We start from the raw sequence: 20,464 nt of genomic DNA, 5'->3' as shown, positions 1-20,464 counted from the left end.
GGCGGCGGCTGCCCGACAACACCACCAGCGTAGACATCCGAGCCGGATGCGGGCTCGGTGCTCCACCGGCTGACGGCCTGCGGCAGGATGGACGCCACCTGGTACGTACGCGTCATACACGTACGTACTGAAGACAACCGCTGGAGACGCCCGGTGAGTTCCCCAGATCCACAGGTTCGCGCAGCGCGAAACCACTCAACCCAGTCCGCCGGCCGCGGCCCCGTCGTCGCGGTCACCGGCGCCGCGTCCGGTGTCGGAGACCTGCTCGCCCGCCGCCTCGCCGCGTCGGGGGAGGTCAAGCAGGTCGTCGCCATCGACGAGCGGCGCGGCGACCTCTCAGAGGCGCAGTGGCACGTCCTCGACGTGCGGGACCCGGCCATCGCCGAGAAACTGCGCGGCGCCGACGTCGTCGTGCACCTGGCGCTCGACCTCGACCTGGAGACCGACGCCGCCGCCCGTACCGCGTACAACGTGCGCGGTACGCAGACCGTGCTGACCGCCGCGGCGGCCGCCGGGGTCCACCGGGTGGTGCTGTGCACCTCCGCCATGGTCTACGGGGCGCTGCCCGACAACGACATCCCGCTCTCCGAGGACGCCGAGCTCCGGGCCACCGCCGAGGCCACCGGTGTGGGTGACCTGCTGGAGATCGAGCGCCTGGCCCGCCGCGCCCCCCGCGCGCACCCCGGCCTGAACGTCACGGTCGTGCGCCCCGCCGTCCTGGTGGGCGGTACGGACACGGCCCTGACCCGGTACTTCGAGTCGCCCCGGCTGCTGGTGGTCGCCGGATCGCGCCCGGCCTGGCAGTTCTGCCACGTCGAGGACCTGGTCAGCGCGCTGGAGTACGCGGCGCTGGAGAAGGTCGAGGGCGAGTTCGCCGTCGGCTGCGACGGCTGGCTGGACCAGGAGGAGGTCGAGGAGCTGAGCGGAATCCGCCGCATGGAGCTGCCGTCCGCCGTCGCCCTGGGCGCGGCCGCGCGGCTGCACCGCATCGGGCTCACGCCGTCGCCCGCGGGCGACCTCGCCTACACGATGCACCCGTGGGTGGTCAGCGTCGGGCGCCTGCACGACGCGGGCTGGCGGCCGCAGTGGACCAACGAGGAGGTCCTCGCCGCGCTCCTGGAGGAGGTCGAGGGCCGCCACACGGTCGCCGGCCGCCGCCTCGGCCGCAAGGACGCCACGGCGGCGGGCGCCGCGGGCGCGACGGTCGCCCTGCTGGGCACCGCCGCCCTGGTACGCCGGGCCCGCAAGCGCCGCGGTCTGTAGGCGCCGGGTCCGTGTACGTGGTGGTGCGCGGCGGCTCCGGCGGCCCTGTAGGAGGCTCCAACGCGCGCGTGGCCGGGCCGGTCGAAAACGCTATTCCGCGATGTCAGTCCCGTGCGGCACGATGGGACGTATGGCACCCACGTACGACCACCCCGGCGAGCGCGCGGCGGCGGACCCGATCCGGCTGCTGGCGGTCCGCGACACCCCGCTCTCCCTCGACGAGGTCTTCCGGGCCGTCGGCGACGACGCGGCCGGCGGGACGGCCCTGTTCGTGGGCACCGTGCGCAACCACGACGGCGGTGCCGACGTCGACGCGCTCGGGTACTCCAGCCACCCCACCGTCGAGGCCGAGATGCGCCGCGTCGCGGAGAAGGTCGTCGCCGAGTACCCGGTGCGGGCGCTCGCGGCGGTCCACCGCGTGGGCGACCTGACGGTCGGGGACCTGGCCGTCGTGGTCGCCGTGTCGTGCCCGCACCGCGGGGAGGCGTTCGAGGCGTGCCGCAAGCTGATCGACGACCTCAAGCACGAGGTCCCGATCTGGAAGCACCAGCGCTTCTCCGACGGCACCGAGGAGTGGGTGGGAGCCTGCTGACCGGATCCGGACGGTGAGCAGACGTCCGATTTGCGTAACCCGACCCCTGGCGTGAGCGTTGAACCGGTGGATGGTTAATCTGCTGATCAGTTCGTGGGTGTGCTCAACAGGGGACGGGAGGTCGCGATGGCAGTTCTCATCTGGTTGCTGATTCCGCTGTTCGCTGCCATCGGCGCTGCGATATGGGGAGGCTGGGCCTCCCGCGACCGGACCACCGGCGACGTGGCGGAGCTGGCCGGTTACGCCCGCTTCCGCGAGGTCATGGAGAAGTCCCACTCGGGCAGCGGCACGGCCTGACCCTCCGCCCGCCACGCCCCGCCGGAGTCCCCCCGGACGGACCGGCCCCGAGGGTGCACGGACAGGCGCGTCCCGTACTGTCGTTCCATGCCACGCCGCACCGCGACGATGCTCGCCTCCACCCTCGTCCTCATCGCGCTGCTCTGCGCAGGCGTGTTCTTTCCGGTGCCGTATTCGGAGATGAGCCCGGGGCCGACGGTCAACACGCTCGGCGATGCCGACGGCGAGCCGGTGCTCCAGATCTCCGGGCACAAGACCTACCCCACGTCCGGGCATCTCAATATGACGACGGTCAGGGTCACCGGTGCGGACTACAGGATGAACCTGGTCGAAGCGGTCTACGGGTGGCTGGCCCACGACAGCGTGGTGGTGCCGCACGACACGCTCTATCCGAACGGCAAGACCGAGGAGGAGTCGACCCAGGAGAACGCCGAGGAGTTCAGCCAGTCCCAGGAGAGCGCGAAGGTCGCCGCCCTCGGACAGCTGGGCATCCCGGTCGCCTCCCGGGTGATCGTCTCCTCCGTCCAGAAGGACAGCCCCGCCGAGGGCACGCTGCACGCGGGCGACGTGATCAAGGCCGTGGACGGTACGCCGGTCAAGGCACCGCAGGACGTGGCGAAGCTGGTCACCAAGCACAAGCCCAAGGAGGACGTGGTCTTCACCATCGTCCCCGCCAAGGACGCGGCGGCCGCGGAGAAGGCGGGCCGGGAGCCCACCACGACCGAGCGGGTCACGCTGGCGACCAAGGTGTCCGAGGAGGGGGACCGGGCGATCGTCGGCATCCAGGCCGGGACGGACCACACCTTCCCGTTCACCGTCGACATCAAGCTCGCCGACGTGGGCGGCCCGAGCGCCGGCCTGATGTTCTCGCTGGGCATCGTCGACAAGCTGACCCCTGGCGACCTCACCGGCGGTAAGTTCGTCGCCGGCACCGGCACGATCGACGAGACCGGCAAGGTCGGCCCGATCGGCGGCATCGACATGAAGCTGGTCGGCGCCCGGAACGCGGGCGCCAGGTACTTCCTGACGCCCGCCGACAACTGCGCCTCGGCGGCTGCCGACACGCCTGACGGACTCACGCTGATCAAGGTGAACACGATCAAGGACGCGGTGGCGTCCCTGGAGAAGGTCCGCAAGGGCGTCACCACCGGCCTCCCGAGCTGCTCGACAGCCGGCTGACCCCGGCACCGCGGGCGACCGGCCCGGGGCCGCCCCAGGGGCCGTGACGGGCCCGTGGGCGCCGGAGCGTCGGTCCGCCACGTCGGGCGGCCGTGACGCCGCGCACCGGAGCGTCGGGTCGCGCGCGGCCGGTCAGGCGCGGGCCGGCCGGCTCCACGGCGAAGCCAGCCGGTCAGGACGACCCCGCCCGGCCAGGCCCGTGCCAGGCGGCCGCCCGGTTACGCCCAGGTCGGGTCCTGCCCCGCCCGGCCAGGACCACGCCCGCGCCCCGGGCCAGGGCCCGGTCAGGCCCACGACCACGCCCCCGGTCACGGCGGGTCGCCCGTCAGGGCAGCGCGGGCCAGCCGGGGGCGCCCGGGAGGGGCGCCCGGCCGAAGCGGCAACCGGAGGCCCCGCCCCTCCGCCCTCAGGCGAAGGTCGCGGCGAGGGCTTCGGAGAGGCCGGGGACGAGGTCGGCGCCGGTGAGGACTTCCGTGGGGGAGTCCTTCTCGCGCAGCCTGAGCGCCGACTCGCGGGCGCCGTCGCGCAGGACCGCGACCGTCATGCGGACCTCCTGGCGGTCCGGGTGGGCGGCGACCCACTTCGCCAGGGCCGCCTCGTCGAGACCGTCCGGGACGGAGGCCTCGGCGGACGGCGGGAGCATCAGCCGCTCCACCGTCATCGCGCAGCCGGTCACGGCGTCGGGCCAGGCGATGGTGCCGAGGAACTCGTCGAGGGGCTGGCCGGCGGGGATCTCGTCCTGCTCGATCGGGGTCAGCGGGGCGGCGGCCTCGTCGCCGTCGAGGCCGAGCTGGGCGGCCAGGTCCGGCTCCTGGGAGCGCAGCCGCGCGGTGTCGACGAGGGCGAAGAGCCGGGCCGGCTGGTCCCAGCCGAGGCCGGACGCGTACTCATCGATCTCGAGCACCGCGCGGGTCAGCGGGCCGGCGGCCATCGGGGGGCCTGAGGGAGAAACGTTGGACATGGTCAATATCCTGCCTCCTTTCGACCCGGAGGCGGGAACTAGGTAAAGCCTCAGTAAGTTGCATGAGTGGGCTCTACCATCGCTGGGCCTGCTTCACCACACGACCGCGAACTCGAGGGGCGCACGTTGGCTTTCCAGATGCCGGACCGCGGCGGAGGCCCGACCGGGCCACGGATCAGAGTCGGCCGGCCGTCCCGGCGGGCCCGCACCCTGCTCATGACACTGGGCGTGCTGGCCGTGCTGGCCATGCTCTTCGTCATGTTCGCCGGGTTCTGGACGGACTGGCTGTGGTACAGGTCCGTCAACTACTCGTCCGTCTTCACCACCACCCTGTGGACCAAGATCGGCCTGTTCGCCGTCTTCGGTCTGCTCATGGCGCTGGCGGTCGGACTGAACATCTGGCTCGCGCACCGGCTGCGCCCGCCGCTGAGCGCCATGTCGCTGGAGCAGCAGAGCCTGGACCGGTACCGGATGGGACTGGCCCCGTACAAGAAGTGGGTGCTCCTGGCGATCACGGCCCTGGTCGGGCTGATCGCGGGCGCCTCCGCCTCCGGGCAGTGGCGCACCTGGCTGATGTGGGTCAACGGCGTGCCCTTCGGACAGAAGGACCCGCAGTTCGGCCTGGACGTGTCGTTCTTCGCGTTCGACCTGCCCTGGTACCGGTTCCTGCTGGGCTTCGGCTTCGCCGCGGCCGTGCTGTCGCTGATCGCCGCGGCCCTGACGCACTACCTGTACGGCGGGCTGCGCATCACCAGCCCCGGCGCCCGCGCGACCGCCGCGGCGACCGGGCACCTCTCCGTCCTGCTGGGCGTCTTCGTGACGCTGAAGGCCGTCGCGTACTGGCTCGACCGGTACGGCCTGGCCGTGAAGTCCAGCGACTTCAAGGCGACGGGCAACTGGACGGGCCTGCGGTACGTCGACGCCAACGCCTACCTGCCGGCGAAGACCATCCTGTTCTGCATCGCCGCGATCTGCGCCGTGCTGTTCTTCGCCACCCTGTGGCGCCGCACCTGGCAGCTCCCGGTGATCGGCTTCGGTCTCATGGTCCTGTCGGCGATCCTGATCGGCGGGCTCTACCCGGCGATCGTGCAGAAGTTCCAGGTCCAGCCGAACGAGCAGGCCAAGGAAGCGCCGTACATCGAGAAGAACATCGACGCGACGCGCAAGGCCTACGACATCGACCGGACGAAGGCGGAGAACTACTCCGGCAAGTCCACGGTCAAGGCGAAGGACAAGCTGCGGGCGGACTCCGACGCGGCCGCCAGCTACCGGCTGGTCGATCCCAACATCGTGTCGCCGACCTTCCAGCAGCTCGAGCAGCGGCGGAAGTACTACCAGTTCCCGACCACGCTCGACGTCGACCGGTACCAGGGCAAGGACACGGTCATCGGCCTTCGTGAGCTCAACATCAAGGGCATCCCGAAGCGGAACTGGATCAACGACCACTTCACCTACACCCACGGCTACGGCGCGATCATGGCCACGGGTACGGCGACGGACGCCAACGGCTCCCCGATCTTCACCGAGTCCGGGCTGCCGACCACGGGCCAGACCCCGAAGTACGAGCAGCGGATCTACTACGGCGAGAAGACCGAGCAGTACTCGATCGTCGGCGGGCCGCAGAAGGAGCTCGACTACGAGGAGAACGGCGAGAAGACCACCAGCTACAAGGGCAAGAGCGGGGTCAACCTCTCCAACACCTTCAACCGGGCCGCCTACGCCGTGGCGTTCAGCGAGCCCCAGATCCTGTACTCGGGCGCCATCGGCGACGGTTCGCGGATCCTGTACAACCGCACGCCCAAGCAGCGCGTCGAGGCGGTCGCGCCCTGGCTGACGATCGACGGCGACGCCTACCCGGCCGTCATCGACGGGCGGATCCAGTGGATCGTCGACGCCTACACGACGACCAACGGCTACCCGTACGCGTCCCGTACGACGCTGGGGGACACCACCACGGACTCCCTCACGGCCAACAACCAGACCCGCGCGGTGGTCGCCCAGCAGAACCAGGTCAACTACATCCGCAACTCGGTGAAGGCCACCGTCGACGCGTACGACGGCACGGTGAAGCTGTACCAGTGGGACACCGAGGACCCGGTCCTCAAGACCTGGATGAAGGCCTTCCCGGGCACGGTCGAGCCGAAGAGCGCCATCAAGGCCGACCTGCGCGAGCACCTGCGCTACCCGCAGGACATGTTCAAGGTCCAGCGTGAGCTGCTGACCCGGTACCACGTCCAGAACGCCGCCCAGTTCTACAGCGGCAGTGACGCCTGGCAGGTGCCGGACGACCCGACGAACAAGGACGGCAACGCGGTCCCGCCGTACTACCTGAGCCTGAAGATGCCCGGGGAGACGCAGCAGCAGTTCTCGCTGACGACGACGTTCACCCCGAACGGGCGGCCCAACCTGGGCGCCTTCATGGCGGTCGACGCGGACGCCAACAGCAAGGACTACGGCAAGATCAGACTGTTGCGGGTCACCTCGGACGTGCCGGGTCCGGCGCAGGTCCAGAACAAGCTCAACAGCCTGCCCTCCGTGGCCCAGTTCGTCCGCGACCTCAAGGGCGCCGACTCCGACATCCAGTACGGCAACCTGCTGACGGTGCCCCTGGACGGCGGTTTCCTGTACGTGGAGCCGATCTACGCGCAGGGCCGCAACGCGCTCTATCCGCTGCTGCGGAAGGTGGCGGTGTCGTACGTCGACGCGGACCAGCCGGAAGGTGACACGACCAAGGACACCACGGTGTTCGAGGACAACCTCGCCAAGGCGCTGAACGCGGTCTTCGGGGTCGACGGCGAGACGCCCACCACCCCGCCGCCGAGTGACCCGACCAAGCCGCCGGTCACCGGTGAGGCCGCGCTGCAGCAGGCGATCGCGGACGCGCAGAAGGCGTTCGCGGACAGCGAGGCCGCGATGAAGAAGGGCGACTGGACGGCCTACGGCAAGGCGCAGGACGAGCTGGCGGCGGCCCTGCGGCGGGTCGCCGAGGCGGACGCCCAGCGCAAGTCGGACGCCGGCAAGAACGCCGACAAGCCGGCGGCCGGTGCGGACACGCCCGCTTCGGGCTGATCCCCGGTGGTGCCTCCTGCCCGTCCTCGCGGGCGGGCGGGAGGCCCTCCACCTCGTGATACGGTGGTGACACAACGACGCGGGGTGGAGCAGCTCGGTAGCTCGCTGGGCTCATAACCCAGAGGTCGCAGGTTCAAATCCTGTCCCCGCTACTGAAAGCAAGGGCCCGGATCCTTCCAGGATCCGGGCCCTTGTCGTGTGCGCGGCGCACGTGGCTCATGTGAATAACGGCCCTGACGGGGGCAGTTGAGCTGAGACGTGTTTGACTTGTCTCCCTGTGGGCATGTCGACAAAACGCTGAAGTGACCTCACTGGCTGCGGTATACCAGGTGTACGTGGGTAGCAGGTGGTGCGACGATGGGAATTATGGGGGACAGGGCAACTCTGTTGGAGACAGGGCGGTTTGTGCAGCGGCACACCGATAGCGCCGCAGATGTGATGAGCGCTGCCATGGAGACCACCGCCATGGACAGCGCGGAGACCGGCGACCCCGTCGAGATCGAGGAGCGCCACCGCCGCGCCGCCGAGAACGGCGACACCGCCGCCATGAGCGTCCTCGGAGCCCTGCTGCTGCGGCGCGGTGACCTCGACGCCGCCGAGCCGCACCTGCGCGCCGCCACCGCCGACGGCGACCGGGCCGCCGCCAACAACCTGGGTGTCCTCCTCCACCAGCGCGGTTACGCCGACGAGGCCGCCGGCTGGTGGCGCATCGCCGCCGTGGCCGGCTCCGCCGCCGCCGCCCACGCCCTGGGCCGCCACTACCGCGAGCGGGGCGACGAGCCGGCCGCCGAGTACTGGCTGCGCCAGTCCGCCGAGCAGGGCCACGCCCTCGGCGCGTACGCCCTGGCCGACCTGCTGGAGCACCGCAGCGACGTCGGCGCCGAGCGGTGGCTGCGCGCCGCCGCCGAGCAGGGGCACCGCGAGGCCGCGTACCGTCTCGCCCGCTCCCTGGAGCGCACGGCACAGGCGCAGGCCACCGACGACACCGCTGCCGCCGTCACTGCCGCGACCGCGCCCGCCACGGCTCCCGTGACGGGCGGGGAGACCGCCGAGCAGTGGTACCGGCAGGCGGCCGCCCGGGGCCACCGCCGCGCCGCCCTGCACCTCGGGGCCATCCTCGAACGGCGCGGCGAGCTCAAGGAGGCCGGCCGCTGGTACCTGACGTCCGCGAAGGACGGCGAGTCCCGCGCCGCCTGCGCGCTCGGCTTCCTGCTCCGCGACGCGGGCGACGAGGAGAGCGCCGCCGTCTGGTGGCTGCGTGCCGCCCAGGACGGCGACGGCAACGCCGCCAACGCGCTGGGTGCCCTGCACGCGGCCCGCGGCGAGCACCAGACGGCCGAGCGCTGGTACCGCGCGGCCACCGACGCGGGTGACGTCAACGGCGCGTACAACCTCGGGCTGCTCTTCGCCGCGCAGAACCGCGTCGCCCAGGCCGAGCAGTGGTACCGCCGCGCCGCCTACGCGGGGCACCGCGAAGCCGCCAACGCGCTGGCCATCCTGCTCCTCCAGGGCGGCGACCCGAACGGCGCCGAGCCGTGGTTCTCCAAGGCCGCCGAGGCGGGCAGCGTCGACGCCGCGTTCAACCTGGGCATCCTCTACGCGGGTCGCGACGACGACGTGTCGGCGCTGCGGTGGTACGAGCGGGCCGCCGCGGCCGGTCACACCGAGGCCGCGCTCCAGGTCGGCATCGCCCGCCTCCGCGACGGCGACGAGCAGGAGGCCGAGCGCCACCTGCGGTGCGCGGCGGGCGGCGGCAGCGCCGAGGCCGCGTTCCGTCTCGCCACCGTGCTCGACGCCCGGCAGGCCCCCGCCGGCCCGCCCGCGCTCGGCGAGCCGCAGGCGCCCAAGAGCGAGTGCGAGGAGTGGTACGAGCGGGCGGCCGAGCAGGGGCACCGCCGTGCGCAGGTGCGCGTCGGCATGCTGGCCGCCGCACGCGGGGACACCGCGGAGGCGGCCCGCTGGTACCGGGAGGCCGCCGACGCGGGCAGCCGCAACGGCGCCTTCAACCTGGGCCTGCTGCTCGCCCGTGACGGCAACGAGCGCGAGGCGTCCCTGTGGTGGACCCGCGCCGCCCGCGCGGGGCACGGCCGGGCCGCCCTGCGCCTGGCGCTGCTCGCCGCGCGCCGGGGCGAGCTGACCGAGGGCCGCCGCTGGTGCGCCCGCGCCGTCGAGCTGGGCCCCGCGGAGGTCGCCGAACGGGCCGCCCGGCTCAGCGAGGCGCTGCACCAGGAGCTGACGGCCTGACCCCGGGTGCCGGAACCGAGGGCCCGCTTATCGATTTGCGCAGGTCCACGCCGTCCCGTAAGGTTGTGTTCACCGACGCGGGGTGGAGCAGCTCGGTAGCTCGCTGGGCTCATAACCCAGAGGTCGCAGGTTCAAATCCTGTCCCCGCTACTGAAACCGAAGGCCCGGATCCTTGAGGATCCGGGCCTTCGGCGTTCCGGTCAGTCACCTAAGAGGGACGCACAGGCCCACGGAAAAGCCCCCGGGACGCTCGCCGTGGCGTGCGTCCCGGGGGCTCCGTCACGTCGTACGGAAGGAAAGCTCAGGCGGAGGCGCAGTTCGGGCAGACGCCCCGGTAGGTGACCTCGACGTCCGAGATCGAGAAGCCGAAGCGCTCGGTGTCGGGGAGGTCCGCCAGGGGGTTGCCCGTGGGGTGGACGTCCCGGATGGCGCCGCACCGCGCGCACACCAGGTGGTGGTGCGGGCGGTGGGCGTTCGGGTCGTACCGCTTGGCGCGGCGGTCCGTGGAGACCTCCAGGACCTCGCCCAGCGTCACCAGCTCACCCAGCGTGTTGTACACCGTCGCCCGCGAGATCTCGGGGAGTCGCTCCACCGCGCGGGCGTGCACCTCGTCGGCGGTCAGGTGGACGTGGTCCCCGTCGAGGACCTCGGCCACGACCCGCCGCTGTGCGGTCATGCGCCAGCCGCGTCCGCGCAGTCGTTCCAACAGGTCACTCATGCCAGCCAGCGTAACAGGGCCGAGGCACAAGTCCGAACAGGTTCGGCTTTGGATGTGAGCTTGACTTAGACAAAGTCCATTGTAGGATCGGGAACGGCTCTGGCCACAGGACAGGACTCGCAGGACAGTGCAGGACACACGCAGGAGGCGCACGTGACGCAGGGACCGCTCACCACGGAGGCCGGCGCGCCGGTCGCCGACAACCAGAACAGCGAGACCGCGGGCGTCGGTGGTCCGGTTCTGGTCCAGGACCAGCTGCTGCTGGAGAAGCTCGCCCACTTCAACCGCGAGCGCATCCCGGAGCGCGTGGTCCACGCGCGCGGTGCCGGCGCGTACGGCACCTTCACGGTGACCGCCGACGTCACCCCGTACACCCGGGCGGCGTTCCTCTCCGAGGTCGGCAAGCAGACGGAAACGTTTCTGCGCTTCTCGACCGTGGCGGGCAACCTGGGTGCCGCCGACGCCGTGCGCGACCCGCGGGGCTTCGCGCTGAAGTTCTACACCGAAGAGGGCAACTACGACCTCGTCGGCAACAACACCCCGGTGTTCTTCATCAAGGACGCCATCAAGTTCCCCGACTTCATCCACACCCAGAAGCGCGACCCGTACACCGGCTCCACGGAGGCGGACAACGTCTGGGACTTCTGGAGCCTGTCGCCCGAGTCGACGCACCAGGTGACCTGGCTGTTCGGCGACCGCGGCATCCCGGCGAGCTATCGCCACATGGACGGCTTCGGTTCCCACACCTTCCAGTGGAACAACGAGGCCGGCGAGGTCTTCTGGGTCAAGTACCACTTCAAGACCGACCAGGGCATCAAGTGCCTCACCCAGGACGAGGCCAACAGGCTCGCGGGTGAGGACCCCGACTCCCACCAGCGGGACCTGCGCGAGGCCATCGAGCGCGGCGAGTACCCGTCCTGGACCGTCGGCGTGCAGATCATGCCCGCCGCCGACGCCGCGACGTACCGCTTCAACCCGTTCGACCTCACCAAGGTGTGGCCGCACGCCGACTACCCGGTCGTCGAGATCGGCAAGCTGGAGCTGAACCGCAACCCGCGGAACGTCTTCGCCGAAGTCGAGCAGTCGATCTTCTCCCCGGCGCACTTCGTGCCCGGCATCGGCCCCTCGCCCGACAAGATGCTCCAGGGCCGGCTCTTCGCGTACGGCGACGCCCACCGCTACCGCGTCGGCATCAACGCCGACCACCTGCCGGTGAACCGCCCGCACGCCACCGAGGCGCGGACGAACAGCCGGGACGGCTTCCTGTACGACGGCCGCCACGCGGACGCCAAGAACTACGAGCCCAACAGCTTCGGCGGGCCGAACCAGACCGGTCGCCCGCTGTGGCAGCCGGTTCCCGTCACCGGTGTGACCGGCGACCAGGAGGCGCCCATCCACGCCGAGGACAACGACTTCGTCCAGGCGGGCAACCTCTACCGCCTGATGACGGAGGAGGAGAAGGAACGCCTGATCGCCAACCTGTCGGGCTTCATCGCCAAGGTCTCCCGCGACGACATCGCCCAGCGCGCGATCGACAACTTCCGCCAGGCGGACGAGGACTACGGCAAGCGGCTGGAGGCCGCGGTCCAGGCCCTGCGCGGCTGAACAGCACTGGATCGCTTGTCGTAAGGCAGAGGGCCGGCTCCCGTCGCGGGGGCCGGCCCTCTCGCCGTACGGCCGCAGGGGCCCGGTCGGCCGTCCGGCGCGCCGGCTACCCGGCGGTCAGGCTGGCCTCGCGCAGCCGCACCGGCGCCCAGCAGCGGATGATGTCGCGTACGGAGACGATGCCGACCGGCCCGTCGCCGTCCAGCACGATCAGGTGCCGGAAGCCGCCGTGGGCCATGGCCTGGGCGGCTTCCGCCAGGGTCCAGCCCGGCGCCGCGAAGACGACGTCGGTGGTGGTGTGCGCTCCGGCGGTCTCCCGGTCGGGGTTCTGGCCGGCTCCCACGGAGACGAGGATGTCGCGCTCGGTGAGGATGCCGAGGCCGCTTCCGTCGTGGTCGAGGACGACCGCCGCACCGACGCGGCGCGCCGCCATCAGTGCGGCCGCCTGGCGGAGGGTGTGTGCGGGGCCGATGGTGAGGACCACCGTGCTCATGGCGTCACGGACGAGCATGGGCGTAAGCCACCTCCTTGGTGAATCCCCATGAGAAAGGATTCACAAGTTCACAAGCGGGGGGACTCTCAGAGTGGCAGCCCGCGAGGCCCTCAACAAGGGGTGTGCACCACCTGGCGCGCACGCGCCACTACGCGAGGTGACGGCCGTTCAGGTGTCCGAGCAGTTCCTCGTGCAGCAGCCCGTTTGACGCCGCCGCGTTGCCGCCGTGCGGGCCCGGCCGCCCGTCGAGGCCGGTGTACATGCCGCCCGCCTCCTGGACGACGATCGCGGGCGCCGCCATGTCCCACAGCGAAAGCTCCGGCTCGGCGCAGAGGTCCACCGAACCCTCCGCCACCATCATGTACGGCCAGAAGTCGCCGTAGCCGCGCGTCCGCCAGCACGCGCGCGTGAGGCCGAGGAAGCCCTCCAGCCGCCCCTGCTCCTCCCAGCCGCTCAGCGAGGAGTACGCGAACGAGGCGTCCGACAGCTCCGCCACCTTCGACACGTGGATCCGCGTCGCCGACGTCAGGCTGCGCCCCGTGTACGCCCCCAGCCCCTTCGCGGCCCACCAGCGGCGGCCCAGGGCCGGCGCCGACACCACGCCCACGACCGGCTGGAAGCCGCCGGGACCCGCCTCCATCAGCGCGATCAGCGTCGCCCACACGGGGACCCCGCGCACGTAGTTCTTGGTGCCGTCGATCGGGTCGATCACCCAGCGGCGCGGGCCGGTGCCCTCGACGCCGTACTCCTCGCCGAGGACCGCGTCCCGTGGCCGGGCCCGCTGGAGGTTGCCGCGGATCAGCTCCTCGGCCGCCTTGTCGGCCTCGCTCACCGGGGTCATGTCCGGCTTGGTCTCGACCTTCAGGTCCAGCGCCCGGAACCGGTCCATGGTGGCGGCGTCGGCGGTGTCCGCGAGGACGTGGGCAAGACGCAGATCATCGTGGTAATCGGCCATGCGCCGACTCTATCCCGGTGGTCCTGCCACCCCGGCGGCGCCTATTGACAGGGTGTGGCCGCACGTCAACTCTGAGCGCAGAGCCGAGCCGACGGCCCGGGAGGCGACGATGCCCACCACACGCGAAGCACTGCTGAACGCCGCGCAGGAGGCGCTCGCCCTGCTGCCCTGGCCGGCGGTCCGGATGGTCGACGTGGCGTCCGCCGCCGGGGTCTCCCGGCAGACCCTCTACAACGAGTTCGGCAGCAAGGAGGGCCTCGCCCGCGCTCTGGTGCGCCGTGAGGCCGACGCCTACCTGCGCGGTGTCGAACGCGCCCTGGCGGTCCGGTCCGACGCGGCCGGGCGGCTGGTCTCCGTGGCGGAGTGGACCGTCGGGCAGGCCGCCGCGCGGCCCCTGCTGCGGGCGCTGCTCACCGGCTGCTGGGGCGACCGCCTGCCGGCGCCGCGCCCCGCCCCCGTCCGCTCCCGGGTCCTGGCCGGCGCCCCCGCGCAGCGCCGTGCCGACGCGGGCGCGCCCGCCCCGGGCGAACTGCTGGCGGCCGTACGGGAGCGGTCCCGGGCGGCCCTGGCGCGGGCCGGCGGCGATCCCGGCGCGGAGGTGTGCGAGCTGGCGGTGCGGCTGGCCCTGTCGTACGTCGTCGCGCCGGGCGTACCGGAGGAGTCCGGTGGGCCGGGGCTGGAGGCGCTGCTGCGCGGCCTGCTCGGCGTCAGTGCGACGAGCCCGACAGCTGAAGTCCGATGACCCCGAGGATGACCAGCGAGATCGAGATGATCTTCAGGGTGGACACCAGGTCACCGAGGAAGATCATGCCGTAGATGGCGGTGCCCGCCGCCCCGATGCCGGTCCACACCGCGTACGCCGGACCCACGTCCAGCTTCCGCAGCGACAGCGTCAGCAGACCGAAGCTGCCCAGGGCGAAGCAGGCGAACGCGACCGTCGGCCACAGCCGGGTGAAACCGTGCGACAGCTTGAGGCAGACCGCGAAACCCGTCTCCAGGAACCCGGCGACAATCACCAGCAGCCACGCCATCGTCCGTGCCTCCCGCGTCAGTGACCTCGGTGAGTGATGTCGGTGACTGCTTCGTGTCACTTGGTGCGATTATGCACTTACCCACCGGCACCGATCGCGCACGGGCGCGCCTCAGTCGCCCTCGCGTCGCTCCCGGGTGGCGAGAAGTCGCCGCAGTGAATACAGCCGGGCGGGGTCGGCGTGCCCCTCGGCCACCCAGGCGTCCAGCCCGCAGTCCGGCTCGTCGTGGCTGCACGCGCGCGGGCAGTTCTCGGTGCCCGGCTCCAGGTCCGGGAAGGCGTTGATCACCCGGGACGGGTCGACGTGGTGCAGCCCGAACGACCGTACGCCCGGAGTGTCGATCACCCACCCGTCCGCGCGGTCCAGCGGCAGGGCCAGCGCCGAGGTGGTGGTGTGCCGGCCACGGCCCGTCACCGCGTTGACCAGGCCGGTGGTCCTCCGGCGGTCCTCCGGCACCAGCGCGTTGACCAGCGTCGTCTTGCCGACGCCCGAATGGCCCACGAACGCCGTGGTGCGCCCGTCCAGGTGCTCGCGGACCCGGTCGGCGGCGGTGTGCCCGTCGTACAGCTCGTCCTGGCTCGTCACCACGTACGGGATGTCCAGCGCGCCGTACAGCTCCAGCAGCTTCTCGGGCGGGGCCAGGTCCGACTTGGTGAGCACCAGCAGTGGCTCCAGGCCCCCGTCGAACGCGGCGACCAGGCACCGGTCGATCAGCCGGGGCCGGGGCTCGGGGTCGGCGAGCGCGGTCACGATGGCCAGCTGGTCCGCGTTGGCGACCACGACCCGCTCGAAGGGGTCGTCGTCGTCGGCGGTGCGGCGCAGCACCGAGGCGCGCTCCTCGATGCGCACGATCCGCGCGAGGGTGTCCTTCTTGCCGGACATGTCACCCACCAGGGAGACCCGGTCACCGACGACGGCCGCCTTGCGGCCCAGCTCGCGGGCCTTCATCGCCATGACGACCCGGTCGTCGACGAGGCAGGTCAGCCGGCCGCGGTCCACGGTGAGGACCATGCCCTCGGCGGCGTCCTCGTGCTTGGGGCGGATGTTGGTCCGCGGCCGGTTGCCCTTGCGGTTGGGGCGGGAACGGATGTCGTCCTCGTCGGTGTGCTTGCCGTAGCGGCGCATGTCGTCAGGCCTCGAGCATTCCGGTCCACATCCGCGGGAAGTCCGGAAGGGTCTTCGCGGTCGTCGCCACGTTCTCGATCTCCACGCCCCGGACGGCGAGGCCGATGACCGAACCGGCCGTCGCCATCCGGTGGTCGTCGTACGTGTGGAACACCCCGCCGTGCAGCGGGCGCGGGCGGATGTGCAGGCCGTCCGCCGTCTCCGTGACGTCGCCGCCCAGCTCGTTGATCTCCTTGGTCAGCGCGGCCAGCCGGTCCGTCTCGTGCAGGCGCAGGTGGGCCACGCCGCGCAGGGTGGACGGCGAGTCGGCGAGGGCCGCGACCGCCGCGATGCCGGGCGTCAGCTCGCCGACCTCGCCCAGGTCCACGTCGATGCCGTGGATCGTGCCCGTACCTGTGAAGGTGAGGCCCTGCTCGGTCAGCTCGCAGGAGCCACCCATCTCGGTGAAGATCTCCCGCAGCGCGTCACCGGGCTGGGTGGTGCGCTCCGGCCAGTCGGGAACGGTGACCCGTCCGCCGGTGACCAGCGCGGCGGCCAGGAACGGCTGCGCGTTGGACAGGTCGGGCTCGACGGTCAGGTCGCGGCCCAGCAGCGCCGAGGGGGAGACCCGCCACACGTTCGGCTCGCCGCCCGTCTCCGGCTCGTCGACCTGGGCGCCCACCGCGCGCAGCATGTCGACCGTCATCCGGATGTGCGGCATCGAGGGCAGCGTGGCGCCCGTGTGCCGTACCTCGACGCCCTGGTTGAAGCGCGGCGCGGACAGCAGCAGGGCGCTGACGAACTGGGACGACGACGAGGCGTCGATCTCCACGGAGCCGCCCTCCAGGGCGCCCGCCCCGTGCACCGTCAGCGGCAGCGAGCCGCGCGCGTCGTCGTCGATCCGGGCGCCCAGGACGCGCAGGGCGTCGATCACGCCGTGCAGCGGCCGCTCGTGGGAGCGCGGGTCGCCGTCGAAGCGGACCGGGCCGGCGGCGAGCGTCGCGACCGGCGGGAGGAAGCGCATGACCGTGCCCGCGTTGCCGACGTCGACCTGCGCGGGACCGTGTAGGCCCGCGGGGATGACGCGCCACCGCTCGCCCGTGCCGTCCGGGCCCACGCCCTCCTCGATGCCGACGCCCATGGTGCGCAGGGCCTCCGCCATCAGCAGGGTGTCGCGCGAGCGCAGCGGATGCCGCAGCCAGCCCGGCTCGGAGGCGAGCGCGGCGAGCACCAGGGCCCGGTTGGTGACCGACTTGGACCCGGGCACGGTGACGGTCGCGTCCACGGCTCCACTCGCGTACGGGGCCGGCCAGAGATCGAGCTGTGCGGGTGTTTCGGTCATGCCCCTCACTTTAGACGGGGCAGGTGGTCACGGCCGATCACAGGCCGAGCAGCCAGCGACCGCCACCGATCAGGGAGCACAGGGTGACGGCGTGGAAGAAGAACAGCCACAGGGCGGCCGGGACGTTCGTGAGCCGGGCGAGCTGGTCCGCGTCCGAGTCCGGCGCCCCGCCGTGCCGCCGCTTGCGCTGGAGCTCGAAGACCGGGCGTACCCCGCCCAGCAGCAGGAACCACACCGCGCTGTACGCGAACGCCGCCTGCACGTCCGGCTCCGTCAGCCACGACACCAGCAGGAACGCCGCCCCCGACAGGACCACGGTGAGCACCCCGTACGCGTTGCGGATCATCACCAGCATGGCGATCAGCAGCGCGGTGGCGATCCAGAGCAGCAGGGTGATCCGGTGGGCGGCCAGCAGCCACGCCCCGCCCAGACCGAGCAGGGACGGCGCCGTGTAGCCCGCGGCCGCGGTCAGGATCATGCCGAGCCCGGTGGGCCTGCCCCGGCTCACGGTGAGACCGCTGGTGTCGGAGTGGAGCCTGATGCCGTCCAGGCGGCGGCCCGTGAGCAGGGCGATCAGCCCGTGACCACCCTCGTGGGCGATGGTGACCGCGTTGCGCGCCACCCGCCACACCGGGTGCGGGACGGTGACCACGAGGGCCGCGACGGCGGTGACGACGACGAGCCACAGGTCCGGGGCGGGCTGGGTACCGAGGAAGTCGGTGCTGGCCATTTTCTCGGACGGCTCCTCATGGTGTCGGTGGCACGTGGCAGTGTTGGCAAGTATGTGCGGACGTTATGCGGCGAGTCGTCGGCCCGAGGATCTGACCGGACTCTTCCAGATAGAGAAATGGGAGCCGAAGGAGACCCTGGCCCCCGATTGGAACGTGGCCCCCACCAAGGAGGTGTACGCGGTCCTCGAACGCCCCCTCAAGGACAAGGACGCGGATCCGGACCGTCCGGTTCGGCAGCTGCGCGTCCTCAAGTGGGGCCTGGTGCCGTCCTGGTCGAAGACCCCCGAGGGGGCCGCACGGATGATCAACGCCCGCGCGGAGACCCTGCACGAGAAGCCGTCCTTCAAGCGGGCCTTCGCCCAGCGCCGCTGCATCCTGCCCGCCGACGGCTATTTCGAGTGGGTCACCGGTGCCGCCGAGCGGCAGCTGGAGGAGCAGGGCAAGAAGAAGCGCCCCCGCAAGCAGCCGTACTTCGTCACGCCCGCCGACGGGGCCGTCTTCGCCATGGCCGGGCTGTACGAGTTCTGGCGCGACCCCACCCTGCCGCCCGACCACCCCCAGGCCTGGTGGGCCACCTGTTCGGTGGTCACCACCGACGCCGACAAGGAACCGCTGGGCGTCGCTCCCGCCGAGGGACCGCACGCGCTGGCCGACATCCACCCGCGGATGCCGCTGATGCTGACGCCCGACCGGTGGGACGCCTGGCTGGACCCGGCCCGCACGGACACGGACGACCTGCGCTCCCTGCTCACCCCGCCGCCCTCCGGCCTGATGCGGGCCTACCCGGTGGCCACCGCCGTCAGCAACGTCCGCAACAACGGCCCCGAACTCCTGGAGGAGATCGCCGCCCCCGAGGAGGGCACGCTCTTCTGATCCGGGGCTCCACCCGAGGCTTGACCCGGGGCTGCACCCGAGGCTTGACCCGGGGAGGGGCCGTGCCTCCGGCCCGGACGGACGGCAGGATGTCCGGGTGACCACCACCGACACCGTCCCGACCGGCCTCGGAGACGCCCGCATCACCTGGTACGAACCGGGCGGCGCCGCCCGCCTCGTCCTGGCCCTCGGCCACGGCGCGGGCGGCGGCGTCGAGGCCCGCGACCTCCAGGCCCTCGCCGCCGCCCTCCCCGCCGCCGGGGTGACCGTCGCCCTCGTGGAGCAGCCCTGGCGGGTCGCCGGCAAGAAGCTGGCCCCCGCGCCCAAGCGGCTGGACGAGGCCTGGCGCGACCTGTGGCCCGCGCTCCGCGCGGCCGGCCCGCCCGTGGTGGCCGGCGGGCGCAGCGCGGGCGCCCGGGTGGCCTGCCGCACCGCGGGCGAGCTGGGCGCCCGCGCCGTACTGGCTCTGTCCTTCCCGCTGCACCCGCCGGGCAGGCCGGAGAAGTCGCGGGCGGACGAACTGCTCGGCGCCGGGGTGCCCACGCTCGTCGTTCAGGGCGGCAACGACCCGTTCGGCGGGCCGGCCGAGTTCCCGGCGGGGGACCACGAGCTGGTGGAGGTGCCCTTCGGCGACCACGGGTTCGCCGTGCCGAAGCGGGCGCCCCTCACCCAGGAGGACGCACTGGGGGTGATCACCGGCGCGGTGCGCGCGTGGGTGGAGGGCCTGCGGTGATACCCGGGTGAACCGACACCGGCGGACGGGAATGACGGAGGACCCGCGCGGTGTTGTGACGGGCGTCGGTGAGATCGCAAGAGCCAGGAGAGGGAGTCCGTCGCATGGGTTCGACCATCTGCCCGAGCCGGTCGCAGGCAGCCAGCGAGCTGGACTGGACCGTGCTGCCGGCGGCCAGGACCGCCCCTGGCCTGACGGGCCGCACACCGGGTGGGAAGAATCGGAAGTACCTGTCCCCGGAAGGTCGACTATTCTCCGATTCGAGCGGGTCCGCACTCGGTCTCGCCGCCGCAGCGCTGGAGGAGGTGGGTCCGGTCACTGGGACCGACACAGGGACCGACGACGGCCACGAGGAGACGACGGCCGAGCGCAACGCGCGTTTCGAGCGCGACGCGCTGGAGTACCTCGACCAGATGTACTCGGCGGCGCTGCGCATGACGCGCAACCCCGCCGACGCGGAGGACCTCGTGCAGGAGACGTACGCGAAGGCGTACGGGTCCTTCCACCAGTTCCGCGAGGGCACCAACCTCAAGGCGTGGCTCTACCGGATCCTCACCAACACCTTCATCAACTCGTACCGCAAGAAGCAGCGTGAGCCCCAGCGCAGCGCCGCCGAGGAGATCGAGGACTGGCAGCTCGCCCGCGCCGAGTCGCACATGTCCACCGGCCTGCGGTCCGCGGAGTCCCAGGCGCTGGACCACCTGCCCGACTCCGACGTGAAGGAAGCCCTCCAGGCGATCCCCGAGGAGTTCCGCATCGCGGTCTACCTGGCCGACGTCGAGGGCTTTGCGTACAAGGAGATCGCGGACATCATGGGGACACCCATCGGTACGGTGATGTCCCGGCTGCACCGTGGCCGCCGCCAGCTGCGCGGCATGCTCGAGGACTACGCCCGCGAACGCGGCCTGGTCCCCGCGGGCGCCGGAAAGTCGACGGACAACGGGAAAGGCTCGGGCTCATGAGCTGCGGAGAGCCGCACGAGACGGACTGCTCGGAGGTCCTGGACCACCTCTACGAGTTCCTCGACCGCGAGATGCCCGACAGCGACTGCACCAAGTTCGAGGTGCACTTCGAGGAGTGCTCCCCGTGCCTGGAGAAGTACGGGCTGGAGCAGGCCGTGAAGAAGCTGGTCAAGCGGTGCTGCGGTCATGACGACGTCCCGTCCGACCTGCGCGCCAAGGTCATGGGCCGCATCGAGCTGATCCGGGCGGGCGAGACCGTGCCGGACCACGACGTCACCGCGTCCGGGACGACCCCCGTCGCCGACGCCTGAC

Annotated in this window: 20 protein-coding genes and 2 tRNA genes; 14 read left to right on the top strand and 8 right to left on the bottom strand. The window is 71.9% G+C overall.

Features of this window, described 5'->3' with window-relative positions:
* Nucleotides 1–153: 153 nt before the first annotated feature.
* The 4 genes from EIZ62_RS10705 (at nt 154) to EIZ62_RS10695 (ending at nt 3,331) form a co-directional block, all read left to right on the top strand.
* Nucleotides 154–1,263, top strand: coding sequence for an SDR family oxidoreductase (locus tag EIZ62_RS10705; RefSeq protein WP_156692470.1), 1,110 nt, complete (start codon nt 154–156; stop codon nt 1,261–1,263).
* A 130-nt stretch (nt 1,264–1,393) separates the two neighbouring features.
* Nucleotides 1,394–1,855 carry a molybdenum cofactor biosynthesis protein MoaE gene (locus EIZ62_RS10700; protein ID WP_156692469.1) on the top strand — a complete coding sequence of 154 codons (462 nt, stop codon included), beginning with the start codon at nt 1,394–1,396 and terminating at the stop codon, nt 1,853–1,855.
* Between the two features lie 126 nt (nt 1,856–1,981).
* Complete coding sequence (locus EIZ62_RS31945; protein ID WP_167536366.1) at nt 1,982–2,152, top strand: hypothetical protein; 171 nt, start codon at nt 1,982–1,984, stop codon at nt 2,150–2,152.
* Nucleotides 2,153–2,239: 87 nt separating this feature from the next.
* A complete protein-coding gene (locus tag EIZ62_RS10695) occupies nt 2,240–3,331 on the top strand; it encodes a YlbL family protein (protein WP_156692468.1) in 1,092 nt (363 codons plus the stop codon).
* A 406-nt stretch (nt 3,332–3,737) separates the two neighbouring features.
* On the opposite strand, the gene EIZ62_RS10690 is transcribed toward EIZ62_RS10695, so the two are convergent.
* On the bottom strand, nt 3,738–4,292 hold the full coding sequence (locus tag EIZ62_RS10690; protein WP_156692467.1) for a PPA1309 family protein: 555 nt from the start codon (nt 4,290–4,292) through the stop codon (nt 3,738–3,740).
* Nucleotides 4,293–4,430: 138 nt separating this feature from the next.
* On the opposite strand from EIZ62_RS10690, the gene EIZ62_RS10685 reads away from it, so the two are divergent.
* The 4 genes from EIZ62_RS10685 to EIZ62_RS10670 all read left to right on the top strand — a co-directional run bounded on the left by EIZ62_RS10685 (nt 4,431) and on the right by EIZ62_RS10670 (nt 9,755).
* Complete coding sequence (locus EIZ62_RS10685) at nt 4,431–7,361, top strand: UPF0182 family membrane protein (RefSeq protein WP_156696328.1); 2,931 nt, start codon at nt 4,431–4,433, stop codon at nt 7,359–7,361.
* 78 nt (nt 7,362–7,439) lie between these two features.
* A tRNA-Met gene (locus EIZ62_RS10680) sits at nt 7,440–7,513 on the top strand.
* A gap of 205 nt (nt 7,514–7,718) precedes the next feature.
* Nucleotides 7,719–9,605 carry a tetratricopeptide repeat protein gene (locus EIZ62_RS10675; RefSeq protein ID WP_156692466.1) on the top strand — a complete coding sequence of 629 codons (1,887 nt, stop codon included), beginning with the start codon at nt 7,719–7,721 and terminating at the stop codon, nt 9,603–9,605.
* A 76-nt stretch (nt 9,606–9,681) separates the two neighbouring features.
* A tRNA-Met gene (locus tag EIZ62_RS10670) sits at nt 9,682–9,755 on the top strand.
* 151 nt (nt 9,756–9,906) lie between these two features.
* Here the strand turns inward: EIZ62_RS10670 and EIZ62_RS10665 are convergent.
* Nucleotides 9,907–10,323 (bottom strand): Fur family transcriptional regulator, encoded by a 417-nt coding sequence (locus EIZ62_RS10665; protein ID WP_156692465.1) that lies wholly within the window; start codon nt 10,321–10,323, stop codon nt 9,907–9,909.
* Between the two features lie 153 nt (nt 10,324–10,476).
* Between EIZ62_RS10665 and EIZ62_RS10660 the strand changes: the two genes are divergently transcribed.
* Entirely contained in the window at nt 10,477–11,928 is a 1,452-nt protein-coding gene (locus tag EIZ62_RS10660) for a catalase (protein WP_156692464.1), read from the top strand.
* Nucleotides 11,929–12,034: 106 nt separating this feature from the next.
* Here EIZ62_RS10660 and EIZ62_RS10655 read toward each other — a convergent pair whose 3' ends face one another.
* Both EIZ62_RS10655 and hisN read right to left on the bottom strand, forming a co-directional pair.
* Nucleotides 12,035–12,439, bottom strand: coding sequence for a CBS domain-containing protein (locus EIZ62_RS10655; protein WP_156692463.1), 405 nt, complete (start codon nt 12,437–12,439; stop codon nt 12,035–12,037).
* A gap of 130 nt (nt 12,440–12,569) precedes the next feature.
* On the bottom strand, nt 12,570–13,376 hold the full coding sequence (gene hisN, locus EIZ62_RS10650; protein WP_156692462.1) for a histidinol-phosphatase: 807 nt from the start codon (nt 13,374–13,376) through the stop codon (nt 12,570–12,572).
* Between the two features lie 109 nt (nt 13,377–13,485).
* Between hisN and EIZ62_RS10645 the strand changes: the two genes are divergently transcribed.
* The gene (locus EIZ62_RS10645) at nt 13,486–14,118 is read left to right on the top strand and encodes a TetR/AcrR family transcriptional regulator (RefSeq protein WP_156692461.1); all 633 of its coding nucleotides are present in this window, start codon (nt 13,486–13,488) and stop codon (nt 14,116–14,118) included.
* Here the strand turns inward: EIZ62_RS10645 and EIZ62_RS10640 are convergent.
* The 4 genes from EIZ62_RS10640 to EIZ62_RS10625 form a co-directional block, all read right to left on the bottom strand.
* Nucleotides 14,084–14,407: a DMT family transporter gene (locus EIZ62_RS10640; RefSeq protein WP_156692460.1), complete on the bottom strand. Its 324-nt coding sequence runs from the start codon at nt 14,405–14,407 to the stop codon at nt 14,084–14,086. The two genes, EIZ62_RS10645 and EIZ62_RS10640, sit on opposite strands and share 35 nt — an antisense overlap.
* A gap of 111 nt (nt 14,408–14,518) precedes the next feature.
* Nucleotides 14,519–15,532 carry a ribosome small subunit-dependent GTPase A gene (rsgA, locus tag EIZ62_RS10635; protein WP_156692459.1) on the bottom strand — a complete coding sequence of 338 codons (1,014 nt, stop codon included), beginning with the start codon at nt 15,530–15,532 and terminating at the stop codon, nt 14,519–14,521.
* Between the two features lie 4 nt (nt 15,533–15,536).
* Nucleotides 15,537–16,853: a 3-phosphoshikimate 1-carboxyvinyltransferase gene (aroA, locus tag EIZ62_RS10630; protein ID WP_156692458.1), complete on the bottom strand. Its 1,317-nt coding sequence runs from the start codon at nt 16,851–16,853 to the stop codon at nt 15,537–15,539.
* A 37-nt stretch (nt 16,854–16,890) separates the two neighbouring features.
* Nucleotides 16,891–17,583, bottom strand: a complete 693-nt coding sequence (locus EIZ62_RS10625; protein ID WP_156692457.1) for a M50 family metallopeptidase — start codon at nt 17,581–17,583, stop codon at nt 16,891–16,893.
* Between the two features lie 52 nt (nt 17,584–17,635).
* Here EIZ62_RS10625 and EIZ62_RS10620 point away from each other — a divergent pair, with 52 nt between their 5' ends.
* From EIZ62_RS10620 to rsrA, 4 genes are all read left to right on the top strand, one after another.
* The gene (locus EIZ62_RS10620; RefSeq protein ID WP_156692456.1) at nt 17,636–18,457 is read left to right on the top strand and encodes an SOS response-associated peptidase; all 822 of its coding nucleotides are present in this window, start codon (nt 17,636–17,638) and stop codon (nt 18,455–18,457) included.
* Nucleotides 18,458–18,554: 97 nt separating this feature from the next.
* A complete protein-coding gene (locus tag EIZ62_RS10615) occupies nt 18,555–19,190 on the top strand; it encodes an alpha/beta hydrolase family protein (protein ID WP_156692455.1) in 636 nt (211 codons plus the stop codon).
* A 305-nt stretch (nt 19,191–19,495) separates the two neighbouring features.
* Nucleotides 19,496–20,152 (top strand): sigma-70 family RNA polymerase sigma factor, encoded by a 657-nt coding sequence (locus tag EIZ62_RS10610; RefSeq protein ID WP_208828196.1) that lies wholly within the window; start codon nt 19,496–19,498, stop codon nt 20,150–20,152.
* Nucleotides 20,149–20,463 carry a mycothiol system anti-sigma-R factor gene (gene rsrA, locus EIZ62_RS10605; RefSeq protein ID WP_156692453.1) on the top strand — a complete coding sequence of 105 codons (315 nt, stop codon included), beginning with the start codon at nt 20,149–20,151 and terminating at the stop codon, nt 20,461–20,463. Before EIZ62_RS10610 ends, rsrA begins: the two co-directional genes overlap by 4 nt.
* Nucleotide 20,464: the final 1 nt, after the last annotated feature.

Origin of the sequence: Streptomyces ficellus (assembly GCF_009739905.1) — a bacterium.
GTDB classification, from domain to species: Bacteria; Actinomycetota; Actinomycetes; order Streptomycetales; family Streptomycetaceae; genus Streptomyces; species Streptomyces ficellus_A.
Note: the sequence above shows the minus strand (reverse complement) of the source record. Positions and strands in the feature narration are given on the sequence as shown.

Coding starts and splice junctions, on each gene's coding strand:
- EIZ62_RS31945 (WP_167536366.1), top strand. CDS start 1,982: ATGGCAGTTCTCATCTGGTTGCTGATTCCGCTGTTCGCTGCCATCGGC.
- EIZ62_RS10640 (WP_156692460.1), bottom strand. CDS start 14,407: ATGGCGTGGCTGCTGGTGATTGTCGCCGGGTTCCTGGAGACGGGTTTC.
- EIZ62_RS10665 (WP_156692465.1), bottom strand. CDS start 10,323: ATGAGTGACCTGTTGGAACGACTGCGCGGACGCGGCTGGCGCATGACC.
- EIZ62_RS10690 (WP_156692467.1), bottom strand. CDS start 4,292: ATGTCCAACGTTTCTCCCTCAGGCCCCCCGATGGCCGCCGGCCCGCTG.
- EIZ62_RS10645 (WP_156692461.1), top strand. CDS start 13,486: ATGCCCACCACACGCGAAGCACTGCTGAACGCCGCGCAGGAGGCGCTC.
- EIZ62_RS10625 (WP_156692457.1), bottom strand. CDS start 17,583: ATGGCCAGCACCGACTTCCTCGGTACCCAGCCCGCCCCGGACCTGTGG.
- EIZ62_RS10685 (WP_156696328.1), top strand. CDS start 4,431: ATGCCGGACCGCGGCGGAGGCCCGACCGGGCCACGGATCAGAGTCGGC.
- hisN (WP_156692462.1), bottom strand. CDS start 13,376: ATGGCCGATTACCACGATGATCTGCGTCTTGCCCACGTCCTCGCGGAC.
- EIZ62_RS10655 (WP_156692463.1), bottom strand. CDS start 12,439: ATGCTCGTCCGTGACGCCATGAGCACGGTGGTCCTCACCATCGGCCCC.
- rsrA (WP_156692453.1), top strand. CDS start 20,149: ATGAGCTGCGGAGAGCCGCACGAGACGGACTGCTCGGAGGTCCTGGAC.
- EIZ62_RS10620 (WP_156692456.1), top strand. CDS start 17,636: ATGTGCGGACGTTATGCGGCGAGTCGTCGGCCCGAGGATCTGACCGGA.
- EIZ62_RS10695 (WP_156692468.1), top strand. CDS start 2,240: ATGCCACGCCGCACCGCGACGATGCTCGCCTCCACCCTCGTCCTCATC.
- aroA (WP_156692458.1), bottom strand. CDS start 16,853: ATGACCGAAACACCCGCACAGCTCGATCTCTGGCCGGCCCCGTACGCG.
- rsgA (WP_156692459.1), bottom strand. CDS start 15,532: ATGCGCCGCTACGGCAAGCACACCGACGAGGACGACATCCGTTCCCGC.
- EIZ62_RS10700 (WP_156692469.1), top strand. CDS start 1,394: ATGGCACCCACGTACGACCACCCCGGCGAGCGCGCGGCGGCGGACCCG.
- EIZ62_RS10675 (WP_156692466.1), top strand. CDS start 7,719: ATGGGAATTATGGGGGACAGGGCAACTCTGTTGGAGACAGGGCGGTTT.